19 protein-coding genes are annotated in these 18165 nt (G+C 65.3%); 11 read left to right on the plus strand and 8 right to left on the minus strand.

Annotated features, from left to right (window positions below):
* Positions 1-61: 61 nt before the first annotated feature.
* Positions 62-1111 (minus strand): zinc-binding alcohol dehydrogenase family protein, encoded by a 1050-nt coding sequence (locus AB0J47_RS10685; RefSeq protein ID WP_364343314.1) that lies wholly within the window; start codon positions 1109-1111, stop codon positions 62-64.
* Between the two features lie 134 nt (positions 1112-1245).
* On the opposite strand from AB0J47_RS10685, the gene AB0J47_RS10690 reads away from it, so the two are divergent.
* The gene (locus AB0J47_RS10690; RefSeq protein ID WP_364343317.1) at positions 1246-1914 is read left to right on the plus strand and encodes a TetR/AcrR family transcriptional regulator; all 669 of its coding nucleotides are present in this window, start codon (positions 1246-1248) and stop codon (positions 1912-1914) included.
* Positions 1911-3602 (plus strand): FAD-binding dehydrogenase, encoded by a 1692-nt coding sequence (locus AB0J47_RS10695; protein ID WP_364343320.1) that lies wholly within the window; start codon positions 1911-1913, stop codon positions 3600-3602. Before AB0J47_RS10690 ends, AB0J47_RS10695 begins: the two co-directional genes overlap by 4 nt.
* Here AB0J47_RS10695 and AB0J47_RS10700 read toward each other — a convergent pair.
* The 3 genes from AB0J47_RS10700 to AB0J47_RS10710 form a co-directional block, all read right to left on the minus strand.
* Positions 3599-4438, minus strand: a complete 840-nt coding sequence (locus AB0J47_RS10700) for an expansin EXLX1 family cellulose-binding protein (protein WP_364343323.1) — start codon at positions 4436-4438, stop codon at positions 3599-3601. The two genes, AB0J47_RS10695 and AB0J47_RS10700, sit on opposite strands and share 4 nt — an antisense overlap.
* A 259-nt stretch (positions 4439-4697) precedes the next feature.
* Positions 4698-5951, minus strand: coding sequence for a bifunctional 3,4-dihydroxy-2-butanone-4-phosphate synthase/GTP cyclohydrolase II (locus tag AB0J47_RS10705; RefSeq protein ID WP_364343326.1), 1254 nt, complete (start codon positions 5949-5951; stop codon positions 4698-4700).
* Between the two features lie 60 nt (positions 5952-6011).
* On the minus strand, positions 6012-6644 hold the full coding sequence (locus tag AB0J47_RS10710; protein ID WP_364343329.1) for a helix-turn-helix transcriptional regulator: 633 nt from the start codon (positions 6642-6644) through the stop codon (positions 6012-6014).
* 100 nt (positions 6645-6744) lie between these two features.
* Here AB0J47_RS10710 and hemC point away from each other — a divergent pair, with 100 nt between their 5' ends.
* On the plus strand, positions 6745-7674 hold the full coding sequence (gene hemC, locus AB0J47_RS10715; protein ID WP_364343332.1) for a hydroxymethylbilane synthase: 930 nt from the start codon (positions 6745-6747) through the stop codon (positions 7672-7674).
* A 142-nt stretch (positions 7675-7816) separates the two neighbouring features.
* Here the strand turns inward: hemC and AB0J47_RS10720 are convergent, their stop codons facing one another.
* Positions 7817-8659, minus strand: coding sequence for an IclR family transcriptional regulator (locus AB0J47_RS10720; protein ID WP_364343335.1), 843 nt, complete (start codon positions 8657-8659; stop codon positions 7817-7819).
* A gap of 241 nt (positions 8660-8900) precedes the next feature.
* Here AB0J47_RS10720 and AB0J47_RS10725 point away from each other — a divergent pair, with 241 nt between their 5' ends.
* The 5 genes from AB0J47_RS10725 (at position 8901) to AB0J47_RS10745 (ending at position 13793) form a co-directional block, all read left to right on the plus strand.
* Positions 8901-9377, plus strand: coding sequence for a flavin reductase family protein (locus tag AB0J47_RS10725; RefSeq protein ID WP_364343338.1), 477 nt, complete (start codon positions 8901-8903; stop codon positions 9375-9377).
* A 115-nt stretch (positions 9378-9492) separates the two neighbouring features.
* A complete protein-coding gene (locus AB0J47_RS10730) occupies positions 9493-10626 on the plus strand; it encodes a Rieske 2Fe-2S domain-containing protein (RefSeq protein ID WP_364343340.1) in 1134 nt (377 codons plus the stop codon).
* A gap of 235 nt (positions 10627-10861) precedes the next feature.
* Positions 10862-11866, plus strand: a complete 1005-nt coding sequence (locus AB0J47_RS10735; protein WP_364343343.1) for a ferredoxin--NADP reductase — start codon at positions 10862-10864, stop codon at positions 11864-11866.
* 7 nt (positions 11867-11873) lie between these two features.
* Positions 11874-12761 (plus strand): VOC family protein, encoded by an 888-nt coding sequence (locus tag AB0J47_RS10740; protein WP_364343346.1) that lies wholly within the window; start codon positions 11874-11876, stop codon positions 12759-12761.
* Between the two features lie 69 nt (positions 12762-12830).
* Entirely contained in the window at positions 12831-13793 is a 963-nt protein-coding gene (locus AB0J47_RS10745; protein ID WP_364343349.1) for a nitronate monooxygenase, read from the plus strand.
* Here the strand turns inward: AB0J47_RS10745 and AB0J47_RS10750 are convergent.
* Complete coding sequence (locus AB0J47_RS10750; RefSeq protein WP_364343352.1) at positions 13790-14041, minus strand: three-helix bundle dimerization domain-containing protein; 252 nt, start codon at positions 14039-14041, stop codon at positions 13790-13792. The two genes, AB0J47_RS10745 and AB0J47_RS10750, sit on opposite strands and share 4 nt — an antisense overlap.
* Positions 14042-14201: 160 nt before the next feature.
* Here AB0J47_RS10750 and AB0J47_RS10755 point away from each other — a divergent pair, with 160 nt between their 5' ends.
* The 3 genes from AB0J47_RS10755 (at position 14202) to AB0J47_RS10765 (ending at position 16180) form a co-directional block, all read left to right on the plus strand.
* Complete coding sequence (locus AB0J47_RS10755) at positions 14202-14534, plus strand: hypothetical protein (RefSeq protein WP_364343355.1); 333 nt, start codon at positions 14202-14204, stop codon at positions 14532-14534.
* 44 nt (positions 14535-14578) lie between these two features.
* Positions 14579-15055, plus strand: a complete 477-nt coding sequence (locus AB0J47_RS10760; protein ID WP_364343358.1) for a nuclear transport factor 2 family protein — start codon at positions 14579-14581, stop codon at positions 15053-15055.
* A 78-nt stretch (positions 15056-15133) separates the two neighbouring features.
* On the plus strand, positions 15134-16180 hold the full coding sequence (locus AB0J47_RS10765; RefSeq protein ID WP_364343362.1) for an aminotransferase class V-fold PLP-dependent enzyme: 1047 nt from the start codon (positions 15134-15136) through the stop codon (positions 16178-16180).
* A gap of 83 nt (positions 16181-16263) precedes the next feature.
* Here AB0J47_RS10765 and AB0J47_RS10770 read toward each other — a convergent pair whose 3' ends face one another.
* Together AB0J47_RS10770 and AB0J47_RS10775 are read right to left on the minus strand one after the other, a co-directional pair.
* Positions 16264-17337, minus strand: coding sequence for a diacylglycerol kinase (locus AB0J47_RS10770; protein WP_364343365.1), 1074 nt, complete (start codon positions 17335-17337; stop codon positions 16264-16266).
* Positions 17334-18128: an SDR family oxidoreductase gene (locus AB0J47_RS10775; RefSeq protein WP_364343368.1), complete on the minus strand. Its 795-nt coding sequence runs from the start codon at positions 18126-18128 to the stop codon at positions 17334-17336. The genes AB0J47_RS10770 and AB0J47_RS10775 overlap by 4 nt, the downstream gene beginning before the upstream one ends.
* Positions 18129-18165: the final 37 nt, after the last annotated feature.

Raw genomic sequence — 18165 nt, forward strand, 5'->3', positions numbered from 1 at the left:
AGACCGGTTCAGCGCTGAATCGTGTCCTGGAATCCGGTCCAGCGCACGACGATTCGGGCGCCTACGGGATGAGAACCGCTGCGCCGGTGAAACGTCCGTGTGCGAGATCCGCGAGGGCTCGATCTGCCGTACCGAGGGAGTACCCCGTTGTGGTCACATGTATACGGTGTTCGCCCGCCAGCGCGAGGAATTCGCGCGCGTCGGCGCGGGTATTGGCAGTCACCGAGCGAATCTCGCGCTCCTGGAACAGATGCCGCTGGTAGTTCAGTACCGGGATATCGCTGAGATGGATGCCCGCGATGGCGAGGACGCCGCCGCGATCGAGCGCTTCCAGCGCGGGTAGCACCAGCTCGCCGATCGGCGCGAACAAGATCGCCGAATCCAATTGCACCGGAGGCCGATCCGCCGCACCCTGCACCGAGGCGGCGCCGAGGTCCGCGGCCAACTCGCGCGCGGCCGGATCCCTGGTCATTACATGCACCTCGGCACCGCGCGCGAGCGCCACCTGCGCGGCGATGTGCGCGCTGCCGCCGAAGCCGTAGATCCCGAGCCGTCCACCCGTGGGCAGATCGGCACGCTGCAGCGCCCGATAGCCGATGATCCCGGCGCACAGCAGCGGCGCGGTTTCCATATCGCTGTATCCATCGGGCAGCCGGTGGGCGTAAGCCGCTGGGACAGTGGCATATTCGGCGTAGCCGCCGTCCGCGTCCCAGCCGGTGTACTCCGAATTCGGGCAGAGATTCTCCGCGCCGCGCAGACAGTACCGGCAGCTGCCGCAGGTGTGGCGCAACCAGGCGATGCCGACGCGATCACCGACCGCGAACTCGGGTGCCGAAGAGTCCGGTGCCCCAGCCGATCCCAACCCTTGCGCTACCACCTCCCCCACCACCTCATGCCCCGGCACCACACCGGGCCGATGCACCGGCAGATCCCCTTCGGCAACATGCAGGTCGGTGCGACAGACTCCGCAGGCCAGCACTCGCACCAGGAGTTCACCGGCCTGGGGTTCGGGCACCGCCTCGCGGACGAAGTCGAGCGGTCCGCCATCGATCGACCCAGGCCGTCGCACCCGCCAGCCGATCATGCCCGTGGTCGCCGCACTCACATTCATGCCGATCACTCCTCACCGACAGGGAGAACGGTCTCTTCGGATTATCCCCGCCGACCACGCTCGTTCACCCGTTCCGCCAAAGGTGAGTCGGCCCTTCTGATACATTTCTGTATTGAATACATAGCTGTATCGAAATGGCCGGGAGTACGAGGAGGTGCGCGTTGGCATCGACCACCGATACGGAGGTCTCGGTGCGCCGGGTGACCCGCCGTCGCACCGAGACCCGCAAACGCCTACTCACCGCCGCGTACCAGGTGTTCGCCGAGGAGGGCTTCGGCCGCGCCTCGGTGGAACGGGTCTGTGAGCGGGCCGGGTTCACCCGTGGCGCCTTCTACTCCAACTTCACCTCGCTAGACGAGTTGTTTCTTGCCATGTGGGAGCAGCGATCGGCCGCCATGATCGCCGGTATCCGCGCGACCCTCGACGGCTTCTCGTTCGACGGCGTCGCCGATATCCGCGCCGTGATCGAGCGCTTGGACCGCGCTGTGCCGATCGACGAGGACTGGTTCCGCATCACCGCCGAATTCACCTCACACGCGCTGCGCACTCCCGGCCTGCGGCAGGTGATGGCCGGACGTGAGGAAGCGATCGTCGCTGCACTGATGCCGACGATCGTCGACGCACTGGCCCGCGTCGGCCGGACGGTGGCCGATCCCGTCGCACTGGGTCAGGCGCTGGTCGCGGCACACGACGGCACCGCCGTTCAGGTGCTGATGGAACCCCGCAGCCGCACAGTGCGCAGCCGACGCACCGACCTTTTCTGCCACATCGTGCTGGCCTACAGCACCGAAACCGAAGGATGATCATGACCGACCCGAGCCGCGAATTCACCCAAGAGGCAGATGTCATCGTCGTCGGTGCGGGCCTGGCCGGACTCGTGGCGACCCACGAATTGGTCAAGGCGGGCCGCAAGGTACATGTGCTCGACCAGGAGAATCGCAATAACCTCGGCGGCCAGGCCTTTTGGTCGCTCGGCGGACTGTTCTTCGTGGACAGTCCGGAGCAGCGCCGCCTCGGCATCAAGGACTCCTACGAACTGGCACTGCAGGATTGGTTCGGTTCGGCGGGCTTCGATCGCGAGGACCAGGACTACTGGGCCCGCCAGTGGGCGCGAGCCTATGTGCGCTTCGCGACCACTGAGAAGCGGGATTACTTGCGCGAGTTGGGTTTACGGGTGACACCGCTGGTCGGTTGGGCCGAGCGCGGTGGCGCCTTCGCCGATGGGCACGGCAATTCGGTGCCGCGCTTCCACCTCACCTGGGGTACCGGGCCCGAGGTGGTGCGGGTGTTCCAGGAGCCGGTGCTCGAGGGTGAGCGTCGCGGACTGGTCGGCTTCAGTTTCCGGCATCGGGTCGACGAGTTGATCGTCGAGGACGGCGCGGTGGTCGGCGTGCGCGGCAGCGTACTCGAGCCGACCGATCTGGAACGCGGTCGGGCTTCGTCGCGAAATGTGGTCGGCGACTTCGAATTTCGCGCCAAGGCGGTGATCGTCACCTCCGGTGGCATCGGCCACAATCATGAGCTGATCCGCCGGAACTGGCCCACCGAGCGACTCGGTCCGGCACCGGAGACCATGATCTCCGGTGTGCCCGCGCATGTGGACGGGCGGATGCTCGGCATATCCGAGGCAGCGGGCGGCGCCATCGTCAATCGCGATCGCATGTGGCACTACACCGAGGGCATCAACAACTGGAATCCGATCTGGCCCGATCATGCCATCCGGATCATTCCCGGTCCGTCCTCGCTGTGGTTCGACGCCAATGGCAAGCGTTTGCCGGCACCGTGTTTCCCAGGCTTCGACACCAATTCGACCATGAAGGAGATTCTGGCCACCGGCTACGACTACTCCTGGTTCGTACTCACCCAGTCGATCATCGAGAAGGAGTTCGCCCTCTCGGGCTCGGAGCAGAATCCGGATATCACGGGCAAGGATCTCAAGCTCACCCTCAAGAGCCGGGTGGCCAAGGGTGCGCCCGGTCCGGTCGAGGCGTTCAAACAGCACGGGGTCGACTTCGTGGTCGCGAATACCTTGCGTGAGTTGGTCGATGGCATGAACAAGATCGCGCGCGGCCCGCAGCTGGACTTCGACGAGCTGGAGCGACAGATCGTCGCCCGCGACCGGGATATCGCCAATAAGTACTCCAAGGACGCGCAGCTGATGGCGATCAACAACGCGCGCCAGTACTTCGGCGATAAGGCGGGTCGCGTGGCCAAACCGCATCGCATCCTGGATCCGGCGAACGGGCCGCTGATCGCGGTGCGGCTCAATATCTTGACCCGCAAGACGCTCGGCGGACTGCAGACCAATCTGGATTCGCAGGTGATGCGGCCGGACGGCACACCGCTGCCCGGACTGTATGCCGCGGGCGAGGTCGCCGGATTCGGCGGCGGCGGCGTGCACGGCTACAACGCGCTGGAGGGCACCTTCCTCGGTGGCTGCATTTTCTCCGGCCGTGCCGCGGGACGGGCCATCGCGACGAAGCCGAGTTAGTTCGCACAGCCCGTCGCGGCGACGCGGGACAGCGGCTGCGGTGTCGTGGTCGCGATCTCCGGCATCGGCGTGGGCAGCGGTTCCGGGGCAGGCTCGGCGTAGAGGCGCATTCCGGTGTATCGCGGGCCCTGCTGCAGGGAGATCCCCGAGATCTTCACCTGATTCCCGTGTACATCGGTCACCTGTGCCGAGAACGGTCCTGGCCCGGCGCCGCTGATTGTCCAGTAGTTGTCCATGCCGCGGTCGAGTTCATGCCACGGGCCGCCCGCCGCGGACCGTAATGCGATGCGCTGGATGGGATTTCCCGATCCGGTCACCAGCATGGCCAGCCAGGAGGCCGAGGAGTCGGGCTTCAGCTCGTAGATCAGCTCGGGTGCGGGCTGCGGATCACGGACCACGGTATAGCGGATCTGTGCGACGCCGTCGGACCGATTCGCGATCTGTTCGAAGGCCGTGGTACTCAAATCCAGTTGTCCCGGAGCACATCCCGGGCAGCGGTCGGCGATGAGCACCCGGACGTCGCCGCGCGGGCCGTGCACATCGAGATACGCACCGCACAGATCGGCCAGCCCATACTCCTGAGTAGAGACGCCCACGTAGAAGCCGTTCGTCGGCAGTCCGGTGAATGAACACGCGACGCCGGGGCCGAATGCGTAGTACCGTGCCTCGCCCGGGCGCGTGGGTGGCGACGCGTCCACCGTATGCCAGTTGGCGATACCGGTGCTACTGCTGGCCACCATCATTCGCGAGGTGCCGGTTCCGGGATCCGGCACCGCATGTGTCGCCTCGCAGGACGACTGCTGCTCGGGTCTCGCGGCCCAGATCGCGACCGCCACCGCGGTCACTATTACGCCGACGGACGACCACAGCCACCCCGAGCGGAAGTGCTGCTGTTGGATCGGTATTCGGTGCACCGCTGTCCCCGACTTCCGGCTCACCCAACTCGCGGACTCTCCATCCTGACCCCATCAGGAAAGCAGGCCGACCCGCGACGTATGACTCGAACGAAAAATCTCCGTAGTGAAACATGCACGTGTCGGCAATCTCATGGCAAATAGCCAGCATTCGGCGACGAAGATCGGAAAAGATCCGTTACTACGAGGTGGCCCTTGCCGGTTCGGCGTCCACACCCGAGAGTTGATGATCCATCCGGTCGCGCTTGGCGCGCAGGTAGCGGATGTTGTGTTCGGTCGGCGTCGCCTGCAGCGGCAGCCGCCGCACCACCGTGACCCCATACTGTTCGAGGTCCGCCTGTTTGGCGGGGTTGTTGCTGAGCAACCGCACCGACCGGATACCGAGATCGGCGAATACCTGCGCACCCGCCGCATACCTGCGGGCATCGACCGGCAACCCGAGTGCGAGATTCGCTTCAACGGTATCGGCGCCGCGATCCTGTAATTCGTACGCACGCAATTTGTTCAATAATCCGATGCCCCGGCCCTCTTGTCCGCGCAGGTAGACCACCACGCCACTGCCCTCCTCGGCAACGGCACGCAATGCGGCGTCGAGTTGGTCGCCGCAGTCGCAGCGCAGCGAACCGAGGGCGTCACCGGTGAGGCATTCCGAATGCAGCCTCGTCAGCACGGACTCGCCGCCGGGCGCACCGAAAACCAGTGCGAGGGTTTCGGTTCCGGAGATCTCGTCGCAGTAGCCGATGACCCGGAATTCGCCGTACCGGGTCGGCAAGCGGGTCTCCACAACCCTCGTCAGGGTGGGTTCGGCGCGGCGGCGGTAGGCGATCAGATCGGCGATCGAGATGATCGGTAGCCCATGGGTTTCGGCGACGTCGAGCAGTTGCGGCAGCCGGGCCATCGAGCCGTCGTCGTTCACGACCTCGGCGATGACACCTGCCGGGCGCAGCCCGGCCAGCCGAGTCAGGTCGACGGCGGCCTCGGTGTGGCCCGCGCGACCGAGCACACCACTGGGATGTGCGCGCAGCGGGAAGACGTGGCCGGGCCTGGTCAGCTCGTCCGGAGTGGTACGCGGATCCGCCAGCGTGCGCACGGTATGGGCGCGGTCCGCAGCCGAAATCCCGGTCGTCACACCGGAAGCCGCATCCACCGACACCGTGTAAGCGGTGCCCTTGGGGTCCTCGTTGATCGGTGTCATCGGTGGCAGTTGGAGCCGATCCAGGTCTGCGCCGGGCAGCGGCGCGCACAGCACGCCGCTTGTATGCCGGACCATGAAGGCGATGGCTTCGGGCGTCGCCAGTGCGGCGGCGATTACCAGATCGCCCTCGTTCTCCCGATCTTCATCATCTACGACCACGACCATGCCGCCCGCGGCGAGAGCGGCCAGCGCCGTCTCGATCGTGTCCAGCGAACGCTGCTGTGCGAATTCGGTGCGCATATGACTAGTAGAAGTATTTCTATTAGTCATAGCAAGCGCCATCCCGCTCAGTGAGCGGGACTAGGAAGCGCGACGTCCTTTACCCTTCGCGGACTTCTTCGCAGCGGTCTTGGTCGCGAGTCTGTCCACGTCGGCGAGCAGTTCCTCGGCGAAATCGCGTTCGGCCTCGTAATGCCGTATGCACCAGCGCAATACCGCGCCCGGATAGGCCCAATTCGGGTTCTCGTCGGCGCCCTCGGCATCGACCTCGGCCAGTTTGCGCATCCGCTCCGCGTATCCGATGTGCTCGGAGAGAATTTCGCGCAACCGGTCCGGTTCGGCGAGATGGCCCAGCCAGACCCGCAGCATGACGCTGTGTTTGAGTATCGGCGCCTCCACGGGTGCGTGGTTCACCCACTGCGCCGCGGCCGCGCGACCACTCTCGGTGATGGCGTACATGCGCTTACCGCGCACGCCGTCGTCCTGCAGCACGGTGCGCGAGGTCGCGTAACCGTGCTTCTCGAGGCGTTTCAGCTCGGCGTAGATCTGGCTGAACGATGGACTCCAATAGAAGAATTGCAGGCTCCAGTCGGCCCATTTCTTCAGGTCATAGCCGGAGAGTTCATCGGCGTGCGAGAGCATGCCGAGCACGGCCCAACTCGTAGTCGGCAGGTCGGGGACTTCGGCGCTCGCCGCAGACTTCGCTTCGGTCACGATGGGACTATACCGCTTAGGCATATTTCGGGTGCAAAGTCCCGCTCAGTAGGACACGCCCCGGTTATCGGGGCGCGGGCGCCGGGAGTAGTCTCGCCGCATGTCGCGCACGCGCATTATTCGGATCGGCACCCGATCCAGCCCGATGGCCTTGGCTCAGGCCGAACAGGTCGCCGGACTGCTGGCCGGGCTCGGCGTCGAGAGCGAGCTGGTCAAGGTAACCACGGCAGGCGATCGTTGGATGGGCGATCTGTCCAAGCTCGGTGGTAAGGGCGCCTTCGTCAAGGAGATCGATCGGGCACTGCTCGATGACGAGGCCGACCTGGCGGTGCACTGCCTCAAGGACATTCCCGGTGATATTCCGGTGCCGGAAGGACTCGCGTTCGCCGGTTATCTGCCGCGCGAGGATGTGCACGATGCGGTGATCACCCGTACCGGCGCACCGCTCGCCGAACTCCCCGAGGGCACGGTCGTCGGCACAAGCTCGGTGCGCCGGACCGCACAGCTGCGGCTGCACTATCCGCATCTTGCGGTGAAACCGTTGCGCGGCAACGTCAACACCCGATTGGCGCGCCTCGAAGAGGGCCATATCGATGTGCTGATCGCGGCCGTGTCCGGTCTGCACCGCGTCGACCAGGCGCACCGGATCACCGAAACCCTCGACCTGGACACCATGTGCCCGCCGATCGGGGCTGGCGTGATCGCACTGCAGTGCCGCGCCGACGACACCCAACTGCTCGATCTCGGTGCGCGCCTGGACGATCCGGCCACCCATCGTCATGCGGACGCCGAACGCGCAATGCTGCACGCACTGCAAGGCCACTGCAACTCCCCGATCGCCGGACACGCGACGACCGACCCCACCGGTCGACTCACGTTGCACGGCAAGGTCTTCAACCTCGACGGCAGCCAGTGGCTGGACGCCAAACACTGGGGCGTCCCGGAGGACCCGAGCGCCCTCGGCTTCTTCGTCGGCGCGGACCTACTCCGCCAGGGCGCCCGCGCCATCATCGACTCCATCCCCCACTGAGCTTTCTCGGAAGCAGGCAGGCCCCGCGCACAACTTCACACGACGCGCACCAATTTGCCCGGTCAATTCATGCGTGGCGCGCAAAACCGTGCGCGGCAATCCCCGACTCGCCCCGACCACGACGCCACGCAGCAGACTCGAATCACCGCCACCGAGCGTGACGGGGGAAGAGGGCGCGGGCCGCCTCGTGTGCGGCTTCGACCAGCACTCGCGCCAAACGCGCGGTATCCAAGGCCGTTCGGTCCCCGCCGATTTGACCGGATAGCGACAGGGCACCCACCGCTGCGCCGCGCCCGCGAATCGGCACCGCGACGCAGCAGATCCCGGTCACCGACTCCTCGTTGTCCACCGCGATTCCCTGCCGATGCCGGATCCGCGTCAACTCGCGGTGCAGCTCCGCCCGGTCGCAAATGGTGCGTGGCGTCAACTGCGGCAACCGGTCTCGGTAGGAGGTCTCGATAATGCTCGGCTCCAGCGAGGCCAGCAGCGCCTTGCCCAGGGCCGTACTGTGCGCGGGCATCCGGCCGCCGAGGCGAGTCGGAATGCTGGCGGTATAGCGACCACCGGCCTTGTCCAGGTACAGCACCTCGCGTCCGTCGAGCACGCCGAGGTGGCCCACCATGCCGGTCCGCTGACACAGCTCGTGCAGCAGCGGACTCACCGCGTCGCGAATCTCATGATGATCGGCGGCGAGTCCACCGAGTTCCAGCGGACGCAGGCCGAGGCGGTAGCCGCCGGGTGCGTGCGCCAACCAGCGCAGCCGGATCATCTGGTCCAGGATGCGGTGCACCGTGGACCGCGGCAGGCCGGTTCGCTCGGCCAATCCGAGCAGCGTCAGAGTCGGCGTCGAGCCGTCGAAAGCGTCTAGGATCAGCGTCATTCGCTCGATCATCGAAACCGGCGGCTGCGCGGGCCGGGCGGTCGGACGCCCCGGACCCGATAACAGCTCGTCGGATCCCGGACCGGTCAGCACCTCGACCGTCATGGCGCACCTCCATTGTGTAGCCCATACAGCTTAGAAGTATTTCGATTAGGCATGTCCGTTTTCGGCATACCTTCTTGTGTCCCCAATCACAGTGCCGTCAGGCGCACGACGTCGAATCCCGGAAACTACGGAGATCGCTACGGATCTTCTCGGTAGCCGGAACCGGTCATTGACAGCGCACCGCGCGCGCCGCTTACCTTCATGGCGAAACGGAATATTTCTAGTAGAAACTAGGAGCGCCATGGCCGTCGTGCTCGACTTCAAGGCCGTCCTCGGCCGATTCGCCACCGGAGTCACCGCGATCACCGCCCTGGACGGTGCGCAACCCGTCGGGTTCGCCTGCCAGTCCTTCTCCGCACTGTCGCTGGATCCGCCTGCGGTAGCGCTGTTCCCGGCGCGGACCTCCACCACGTGGCCGCGGATCCGCGCGGCGAACAAGTTCTGCGTGAATGTGCTCGCCGCCGATCAGGAGCAGGTGTGCAGACAGCTCGGACGCAGCGGTCCCGACAAATTCGACGGTCTCGACTGGAGCCGCTCCCCCAACGGTTCACCGCTGCTCGACGGATCCATCGCATGGATCGATTGCGAGCTCGGCGGGGAGCTCGACGGCGGCGATCACACCATCGTCATCGGCCATGTCACCGCACTCGGCGCGGGCCGCGATGCCGATCCGCTGCTGTTCTATCGCTCCGGATTCGAGCGCCTCACCACTGCATGAGCGAGCGCAGCGACCGAACAATCAACCCAGTCTCCCGACCAGTGAGACAACACCTTTGCGCGCTCATCGGCGCGCCGAACCATCGAAATGACAGCCCGACGAACGTGGAGGAACAATGACCGACGATCAGGTGCGCGTGATCGACACCGGCGCCCCGCCCACCCGGTATGCCCGTGGTTGGCACTGCGTCGGCCTTGCCGACAGCTTCCGCGACGGCAAACCGCACACCGTCGAAATCTTCGGCACCGAACTGGTCGTCTTCGCGAGCGCGGACGGCACGCTCAATGTGCTCGATGCCTATTGCCGGCATATGGGCGGCAACCTCGGCGACGGCATTATCAAGGGCGATACCATCGCCTGCCCGTTCCACGATTGGCGCTGGCGCGGCAATGGTCGTTGTGCCGCAATCCCTTACGCGCGTCGTGTACCTCCGCTGGCCCGCACCAAATCGTGGATTACATTGGAGCAGAATCGGCAGCTGTTCGTCTGGAACGATCCCGAAGGCAACCCGCCGCCGGCGGATATCACCATCCCCCGCCTCGAGGGCGCGTTCAGTGACCAGTGGAGCGACTGGACCTGGAACCAGATCACCATCGAGGGCGCGAACTGCCGTGAGGTCATCGACAATGTGGTGGATATGGCGCACTTCTTCTACGTGCACTTCGCCTTTCCGACCTACTTCAAAAATGTCTTCGAGGGCAATATCGCCAGTCAGTACATGACCTCGATCGGACGCGCGGATGTGCAGGGCGAATTGGCCAAGGAGGCGGGCGCGGAGAACACGCTGCATTCGGAGGCGCACTACTACGGCCCCTCCTACATGATCGATTACCTCGTCAACGAATCCAGCGGGCAGACGGTCGAATCCGTGCTCATCAACTGCCACTACCCGGTTTCGCCCACCAAATTCGTGCTGCAGTACGGCGCGATCGTGAAGAAGCTGCCCGGCCTGTCGCCGGAAGAGGCCGATGCGATGGCGGTGCGCTTCGCCGATGGTCTCGGGCGCGGTTTCGAGCAGGATGTGGCGATCTGGGAACGCAAGACCCGCATCGATAATCCGCTGCTGTGCGAGGAGGACGGGCCGGTCTATCAGCTGCGGCGCTGGTACGAGCAGTTCTACACCGATATCGCCGAAGTGGAGTCGAAGATGACCGACCGTTTCGAATTCGAGGTCGACACCACGCGTGCGGTCACGGCGTGGGAGGCCGAGGTCGCCGAGAATCTGGCCGCGCAGCGCGCGGACGCCTGAACGGATCTGTAATGGATTGCATCACCTGCCATACCTGCCGAAATCAGGTGTCGGTGGTCAAATTCAGCCCCGCGCACATCAGTGTGCAGTGGAGTTCCGCCGCTCGCGCGGGGTGTGCCGAGTTCACCCACACGGGCGGCGGTCCGGTGCGCGGGTGCGCGGCATTGCGCGACAGTATCGAAAAAGCGGTCACCGCAGGCGAAGTCGGGTTGACTACCCGTGATGGGGATTTGTTGTGAGCGCGGCGGTGACGCTTCGAGTTGTTCGAGTAACCGCCGAAACCCGGGATGCGGTCGCACTGGAGTTGGTCGCCGAACCGGAGCGACCATTTCCCTATCGGCCCGGCCAGTTTCTGACACTGCGGATACCCAGCGAACAAACGGGTTCGGTGGCGCGCTCCTACTCACTGTCCAGTGCGCCGCATGAGGGCCGACTCGAGGTCACCGTCAAGCGGACGGTGGGCGGATACGCATCGAACTGGTTGTGCGACAACGCTGTTCCCGGCATGACGATCGACAGCTTGCCGCCCGCGGGAATTTTCACACCCGATTCACTCGACGCCGATCTGCTGCTGCTGGCTGCGGGCAGTGGGATAACGCCGATGCTGTCCATCCTGAAATCGGTACTAGCGCAGGGCGCTGGACGGTGCACGCTGATCTACGCCAATCGCGACGAGGAATCGGTGATCTTCGCAGGTGAACTGAAGTCATTGACCGCCGAGCACCCGAACCGGCTCGTTGTGCTGCATTGGTTGGAGGCTGTTCAGGGCTTACCGTCGGTGCCCACACTGACCACCCTGATCACACCGTGGATCAGTCGCGAGCTATTCATCTGCGGCCCCGCGCCTTTCATGGATGCTGTCGTCACAGCCGCCGACAACCTGGGCATATCCCGGGTGCACGTCGAGAAATTCGTCTCGATCTGCGGTGATCCCTTCGCCGAAACCGAGGTCGAGGACACCGACGACGCTGCCCTGGTCGAAATCGAGCTCGACGGCGCCACAAGAGAATTCGCCTGGCCGCGCAATACCGTACTACTCGACGTGCTGCTAGCGCGCGGGATGGCAGCTCCGTACTCCTGTCGCGAAGGCGCCTGCAGCGCCTGTGTCTGTCGTGTCGTCGAGGGTGAAGTGAAGTTGCTGAGTAACGAAGTTCTGGCACGCGAAGACCTGGCCGACGGTTATGTACTGGCCTGCCAGGCGGTGCCGGTCACTGATGCGGTCCGGGTCACCTATGAATGAGGAGAATATGGCAATCATCAGCTCGCTCGGTTATGTGCGGGTGGCGGTCAGCGATCCGGGCGCCTGGCGCACCTTCGCTTTCGATGTGATCGGTTTCGCCGAGGGCGCGGGTCCGGATCCGGACGCCATCTATCTGCGCATGGATGAGCACGTCGCACGATTGGTCCTGGTGCCCGGCGACACCGATCAGGTGCTCGCCATCGGCTGGGAGGTCCGCGACCATCGCGCGCTCGCCGCGGCACGCGAAGCTGTGGAGAAGGCCGGAATCGAGGTCACCGCGCTAACCGTGACGGAGGCAGATGCCCGCAGCGTAGAGGCGGCATTCACCTTCCGCGATCCCGCGGGCACCAGCGTCGAAATCTTCCACGGCCCGGTCCTGGACCATAGCCCGGTCGTCGGCGAATACGGAAACCGTTTCGTCACTACGGGACTCGGCCTCGGCCACGCGGTGCTGCCGGTCCCCGATCTCGACGGGGCCTTCCATTTCTATACCGACGTGCTCGGATTCCTGCCGCGCGGTGCGTTCCGGCTCCCCGCACCGCCCGAATACGGTCCGGTGCGCATCCGCTTCCTCGGCGTGAATCAGCGCCACCACAGCCTGGCGCTGATCCCCTCCGGCGGTAAGGCGGGCTCGGGGCTGGTGCACGTCATGGTCGAGGTCGACAGTCTCGACGATGTCGGCCGCGCACTCGATCGGGTGAACAAGGCCGGTTATCACCTGTCCTCGACGCTGGGCCGCCATACCAACGACAAGATGATCTCCTTCTATGTCCGCACCCCCGGTGGCTGGGATCTCGAATTCGGCACTGAGGGCGTGCTGGTCGACGAGAACACCTATACCGCGGAGGAAATGACCGCCGATAGCTATTGGGGTCACGACTGGAATCGAGACTGACAAGCACATGCGACGACTCGCGGCCTGAAACCCCTGACTATCGTCGATAACGACGGAAGGGGTTTGGCGATGGCATTGCGCACCGAGTTCACCGACCTGCTCGACATCGAGCATCCCGTAGTCCTCGCACCGATGGGTGGCGTCGCGGGCGGCGAACTGGCCGCAGCGGTCTCCGAGGCCGGTGGACTCGGCCTCATCGGTGGCGGCGGCGGGGATGAGAAGCTGCTGGATCAGGAATGTGCGTTGCTTACCGCTCGCACCGAAAAGCCTTGGGGCATCGGCTTGTTGAGCTGGGCCATCGATATCGATACAGTGCGCAGGACGGTGCAGCGCCGACCGCATGCGATCCTGCTGTCGTTCGGCGATCCCACTCCGTTTGCCGCCGTGGTCCGGGAATCCGGGATTCCGCTGCTGGTCCAGGTCACCACCACCGACGAGGCAGCGCGTGCCCTGGAGGCCGGGGCCGATGTGCTGATCGCCCAGGGTGCGGAGGCGGGCGGGCACGGCGGTGGGCGTGCGACGCTGCCCTTCGTACCCGCGGTCGTTGATCTGGCAGCGGGTACGCCGGTGCTGGCCGCAGGTGGGATAGCCGATGGACACGGACTCGCGGCCGCACTCGTACTCGGTGCGGCGGGCGCGCTGATCGGCACTCGCTTCGAGGCGACACACGAATCCCTGCTCTCGGCCGAAGAGGCCAAGGCCATCATCGCCGCACGTGGCGGCGATACCGAACGCAATCGCATTATCGATATCGCCCGCGAATCCCCGTGGCCCGCCGAATACACCGCACGCACACTGCGCAACCGTTTCCTCGACGAATGGGCCGGACGGGAGGCCGAACTCGCGGCTGATCCCCTTGCCCGGCAACGCTATCGGGCGGCTGCCGAGCAGGCCGATCTCGACTGTGCGCCGATCTGGGCGGGTGAGAATGTCGACCTCATCGACAGTCTCGAATCCGCCGCTGATCTGGTGCGGCGTATCAGCACCGACGCCGAACAGGTCTTGCGGCGAGCGGCGGCGCAATGCGACTAGTCCGCGTGTTCCTCGGTCGAGGCGCGGAGCAGTTCACGGGTGTAGCGCTCGGCGAGTAGGGGCAGGAAGTTGTCGATGGTGGCGTGGTCCGCGAGGTAGTCATAAGCGGAGTACAGCCATCGTTCGATGGCTTCGTCGCGGGTGCTTTCGAATTCGCGTTCCAGGCGGCGCGCGGCGGCCCTCAGTGCGAACTGTTGATCGAGGGACGGTTCGTGGAGGGGCGGGTGCGTAACTGGACCTTCGGTCATTGCGGACTCCTGGTCGGGGACTTCCAGTGCGAGGACGGCGGTCGAAAGCCGTGTCCAGTCGATCGAGTACCCGATGCGTCGGCGACGAACACCCGGGACTTTGGACGCACCCGGGACTACCCTTTCGATATATGCCAACAGACTTACGAAGGTGGCCGGAATGAGCGAGAACCTGCTCTGGGTGCCCGATGCGTGCACATTGCCCACGACCGAGCAGCCGTTGCGCGTGGCCGAATTCACCGATCTCTTCGCGGCCGCACTGCGTCGAATCGAACGCATCGCGCCGACCCGCCTACGGCTGGAACTGGCCGCAGCCCACGAAGACACAGCTCGCGACCTCGCCGCCCGCGAGAGCTCCTGTTGCGGATTCTTCGACTTCAGCTTCGTCGCCGCGGCCCCTGATGCGATTGCGATGGATATCGAGGTACCCGCCAGCCGGATCGCCGTACTCGACGCGTTGGCGAATCATGCCGCCGAAGCCCGAGCAAAGTAGAACAGGTTCTTGTCTGAGGGCTCGGTAAATGCCAAGCTGAACGGATGGATCTCGCCGCCATCGAAGCCGTCCGCCAGCTCAAGTACCGCTATTTCCGGACCCTCGATCTCAAACAATGGGACGACTTCGGGGATACCCTCGCCGTCGACGTCGCCGGTCGCTACGGCACCCACGCCCTCGGTGAACCGCTCACCCTCGACGGCCGCGACGCTGTCACCGCATTCATGCGCGAGAACCTCGGCCCCTCCGTGGTCACGACCCATATCGCGAACCATCCGGAGATCACCGTGGACGGCGATACCGCAACGGGCTCATGGGCTTTCGAGGACACCGTGATCGCCACCGAATACGGCATCCTCATCCGCGGTGCGGGCTATTACTCCGACACCTACCGACTCGATCCGGACGGCCACTGGCGCATCACCTCGACCAGTTACCAGCGCATCTACGAATCGATGCAGGCCCTCGCCGACACCCCCAGCTACCAGCTGCTGACCAACATGTGGGCGACACAGAAATAGCAGAGCGCGGCGGATTTGAGGCCACTATCTTCCCGGTGGCACTCGACTCGAGCCACAGCGGCGGCGGAGGGTGGGAGCATGTCTTCCCTTGCGCCCGCCGAATTCACGATCGAGACCGCCTACCTGAACACCGCTTCCCACGGGTTGCCGGCCGCGCGAACGTTGGCGGCATTGCAGGAGTTCAACACGCTCTGGGCGGCCGGCCGTGCGGCACCGACGACGCGGGACTATCTGGTACCCGAATTGCGGGCCGGATTCGCGCGACTACTCCCGGGTGCCTCGGCCGACGATATCGCGCTGGGCGGTACCGTGGCCGCGTTGATCGCGCCGGTGGTCGCCGCGCTGCCGCCGGGAGAAGAGGTATTGCTCGCGGAAGGCGAATTCTCCTCTGTCTCCATGCCATTCGTACACCGTGGCGATCTGAATGTCCGGTTCGTGCCGTTGGAGCGTATCGCCGACGAGGTCCGGCCCGAGACAGCGTTGGTAGCGGTCAGCGTTGTCCAGTCGAAGGACGGTCGAGCCGTCGATCTGCCGATGCTGCGCGCGGCAACTCTTTCGCATAATGCCCGACTGCTCGCCGATGCCACCCAGGCCGCCGGTTGGGTGCCACTGCGTTTCGTCGATGCCGACTACTGGGTATGCGCGACATTCAAGTGGCTGATCGGCGCGCGCAGCGTGGCCTTCTTCGCCGCACCGCCGGAAGCGGCCGCGCAGCTGCGCCCGATCAGTCCCGGCTGGTACGCGGCGGCCGACCGCTGGGCCGAGCTGTACGAGCCGATCGCGCTGCCGATCACCGCCCGGCGTTTCGATTCGACACCGGACTGGCTCGGCGTCATTGTCGCACTATCAGCGCTGTCGTTGATCGAAGAGCTGACCGTCGACAAGATCGGCGCGCACAATCGCGAACTCGCCGCACAATTCCGAACCGGTTTGGCGGAGTTGGGTTTTCAGTCCGTGCCCGCCGACTCGGCGATTGTCGCCGTATCGGGTGCGGGCGATGCGGCAGCGCGTCTGGAAGAGGCAGGCGTACTCACCTCCGCGCGTGGCGGCGGCCTCCGCTTCTCGTTCCACCTGTACAACAGCGCCGCCGACGTCGACCGCGCCCTCTCCGCCCTCGCTCAGTAACACGCCCAGGCAGCCCGGTAACAACCAGCCCTCGGGGATTCGCACCCGAAGGTGCCCCACCTCGGGTGCGAATCCCCGAGGAACTACGCCGGGCGAGTGGCGGGTGCGGTGATGAGTGGGAGATCGAGGGCGGTGAGGATGCCCGCTGGGGCCTGCACCACGGCCGGGACGGCATTGACGATGCGCATGGCGGTCGCCAGGAGGGTGGCGTGGTTGTGGTCGCCATTGCGACTCGAGGTGACCAGGTCCATCGCGTAACTCGGCTCGCCGGTGATCTCGACGCGGTAGGAGCCCTCGTGGTGTGCGGGTTGTGGCCAGTCCGGGCATAAGTCGGGGCGTAACCGCGTGACATGCTCGAGAACCGTCACGGGCTGGTCGCCGACCATGCCGCGGACCTCGAAACGCAGTGCGGCAGCGGTACCTTCGGCAATGTGGCCGGTGGCGATGTCGAAGGATTCGGGGGCGGGGATGCGCTCGTAGGTCTGGGTGACGGCGTCGAGGGTGACACCGATTCCCGCCGCCAGCTGGCGCACGGTGCCGCCCCACGCGAGCGATAGCACCCCGGGCTGCAACAGCATCGGGATCTCGTCCAGCGGTTTGCCGAACCCCATGATGTCGAACATGACCTCGCGGTTGTCGTAGCTGGCGTAGTCGACGATCTCCAGACACCGCAGTTGATCGATGCGCAGGCAGGTGCCCGCGAGCGCGAGCGGCAGCAGATCATTGGCGAAACCGGGATCGATGCCATTGACCCACAGCGACGAATTCCCTTGTGCCGCGGCCTCTTGGATCGGCTTCAGCAGTTCGTCTGGCAGCACGCCGTACGGGTACTGGAAGAACACCGGCGCGCACGCCACCACATTGATGCCCGCGCTCAGCAGTCTGCGCAGATCCTCGACAGCCTCCAGCAGGCGATTGTCGGTCATCGAGCAGTAGACGACACAGTCGGGTTTCGCGGCCAGGATCGCCTCGGCATCCGTCGTCGCGGTCACACCGACCGAATGCTCCAATCCGGCAATGGTTCCCGCATCGAGCCCGTCCTTCTTCGGACCCGACACCCACACCCCGACCAGCTCGAGATCCGGATTCGCGATGACACCCGCCAGCGCATGTGCGCCGACATTCCCGGTGCCCCATTGGACTACGCGGTAGCTCATGACAGATCCGGAAGAGGGAGGTCGAGATTGGGGGCGATCAGACCACCGTCGGGTTCGAGTACCTTGCCCGTGACGTACTTTCCGGCGGGCGACACCAAATACAGTGCGGCGGCGGCAATGTCCTCGGGCTCACCGATGCGATGCAGCGGCGTCTTGGCCTCCAGCTCGGTGCGCATCGCGTCATTGCCCGCCACGATCTCCAACGCCGAAGTCAGAATCGACCCTGGCGCAATGGCATTCACCCGAATGCGCGGATTCAGATCCATCGCCGCCAACCGGGTGTAGTGCGCCAGCGCCGCTTTCGCCGTTCCGTAGGCGACGAAGGCGCGGCCGGGCAGCCGCCCCATGGTCGAGGTGATATTGAGGATCGAACCGCCACCGGCGGTTTCGAGTATCTTCGGCACCGCCGACCGGACCAGCGCGTGCGCATTGGTGACGTTGAAGTTGAACGCCTCCACCAGCGCGTCCGGCGTGGTATCGAGCAGCGGGCACGGCAGCGCACCGCCGACATTGTTGACCACGATATCGAGCCGCCCGAAGCGTTCGACTGCCGCAGCGGCCAGCCCGGCGGTCGCCTCGATATCGCTGAGATCGGCGGGCACCACGTGGGCCTGGCGACCCACCGCCCCCACCTGCTCGGCGACCTCATCCAGCTGACTCTTGGTGCGGGATGCGATGACGACGTCCGCGCCCGCCTCCGCGAAGGCCACCGCGATCGCCGCTCCGAGGCCGCGCCCCGCGCCGGTGACGACGGCGACCTGTCCGTCGATTCGGAATCTGTCCAGGATCATGCGCGCTCCAATTGTCGAATATTCGACGGCTACTTGT

The sequence above is a fragment of the Nocardia sp. NPDC049737 genome (assembly GCF_040674755.1).
In the GTDB taxonomy this organism is placed as follows: Bacteria; Actinomycetota; Actinomycetes; order Mycobacteriales; family Mycobacteriaceae; genus Nocardia.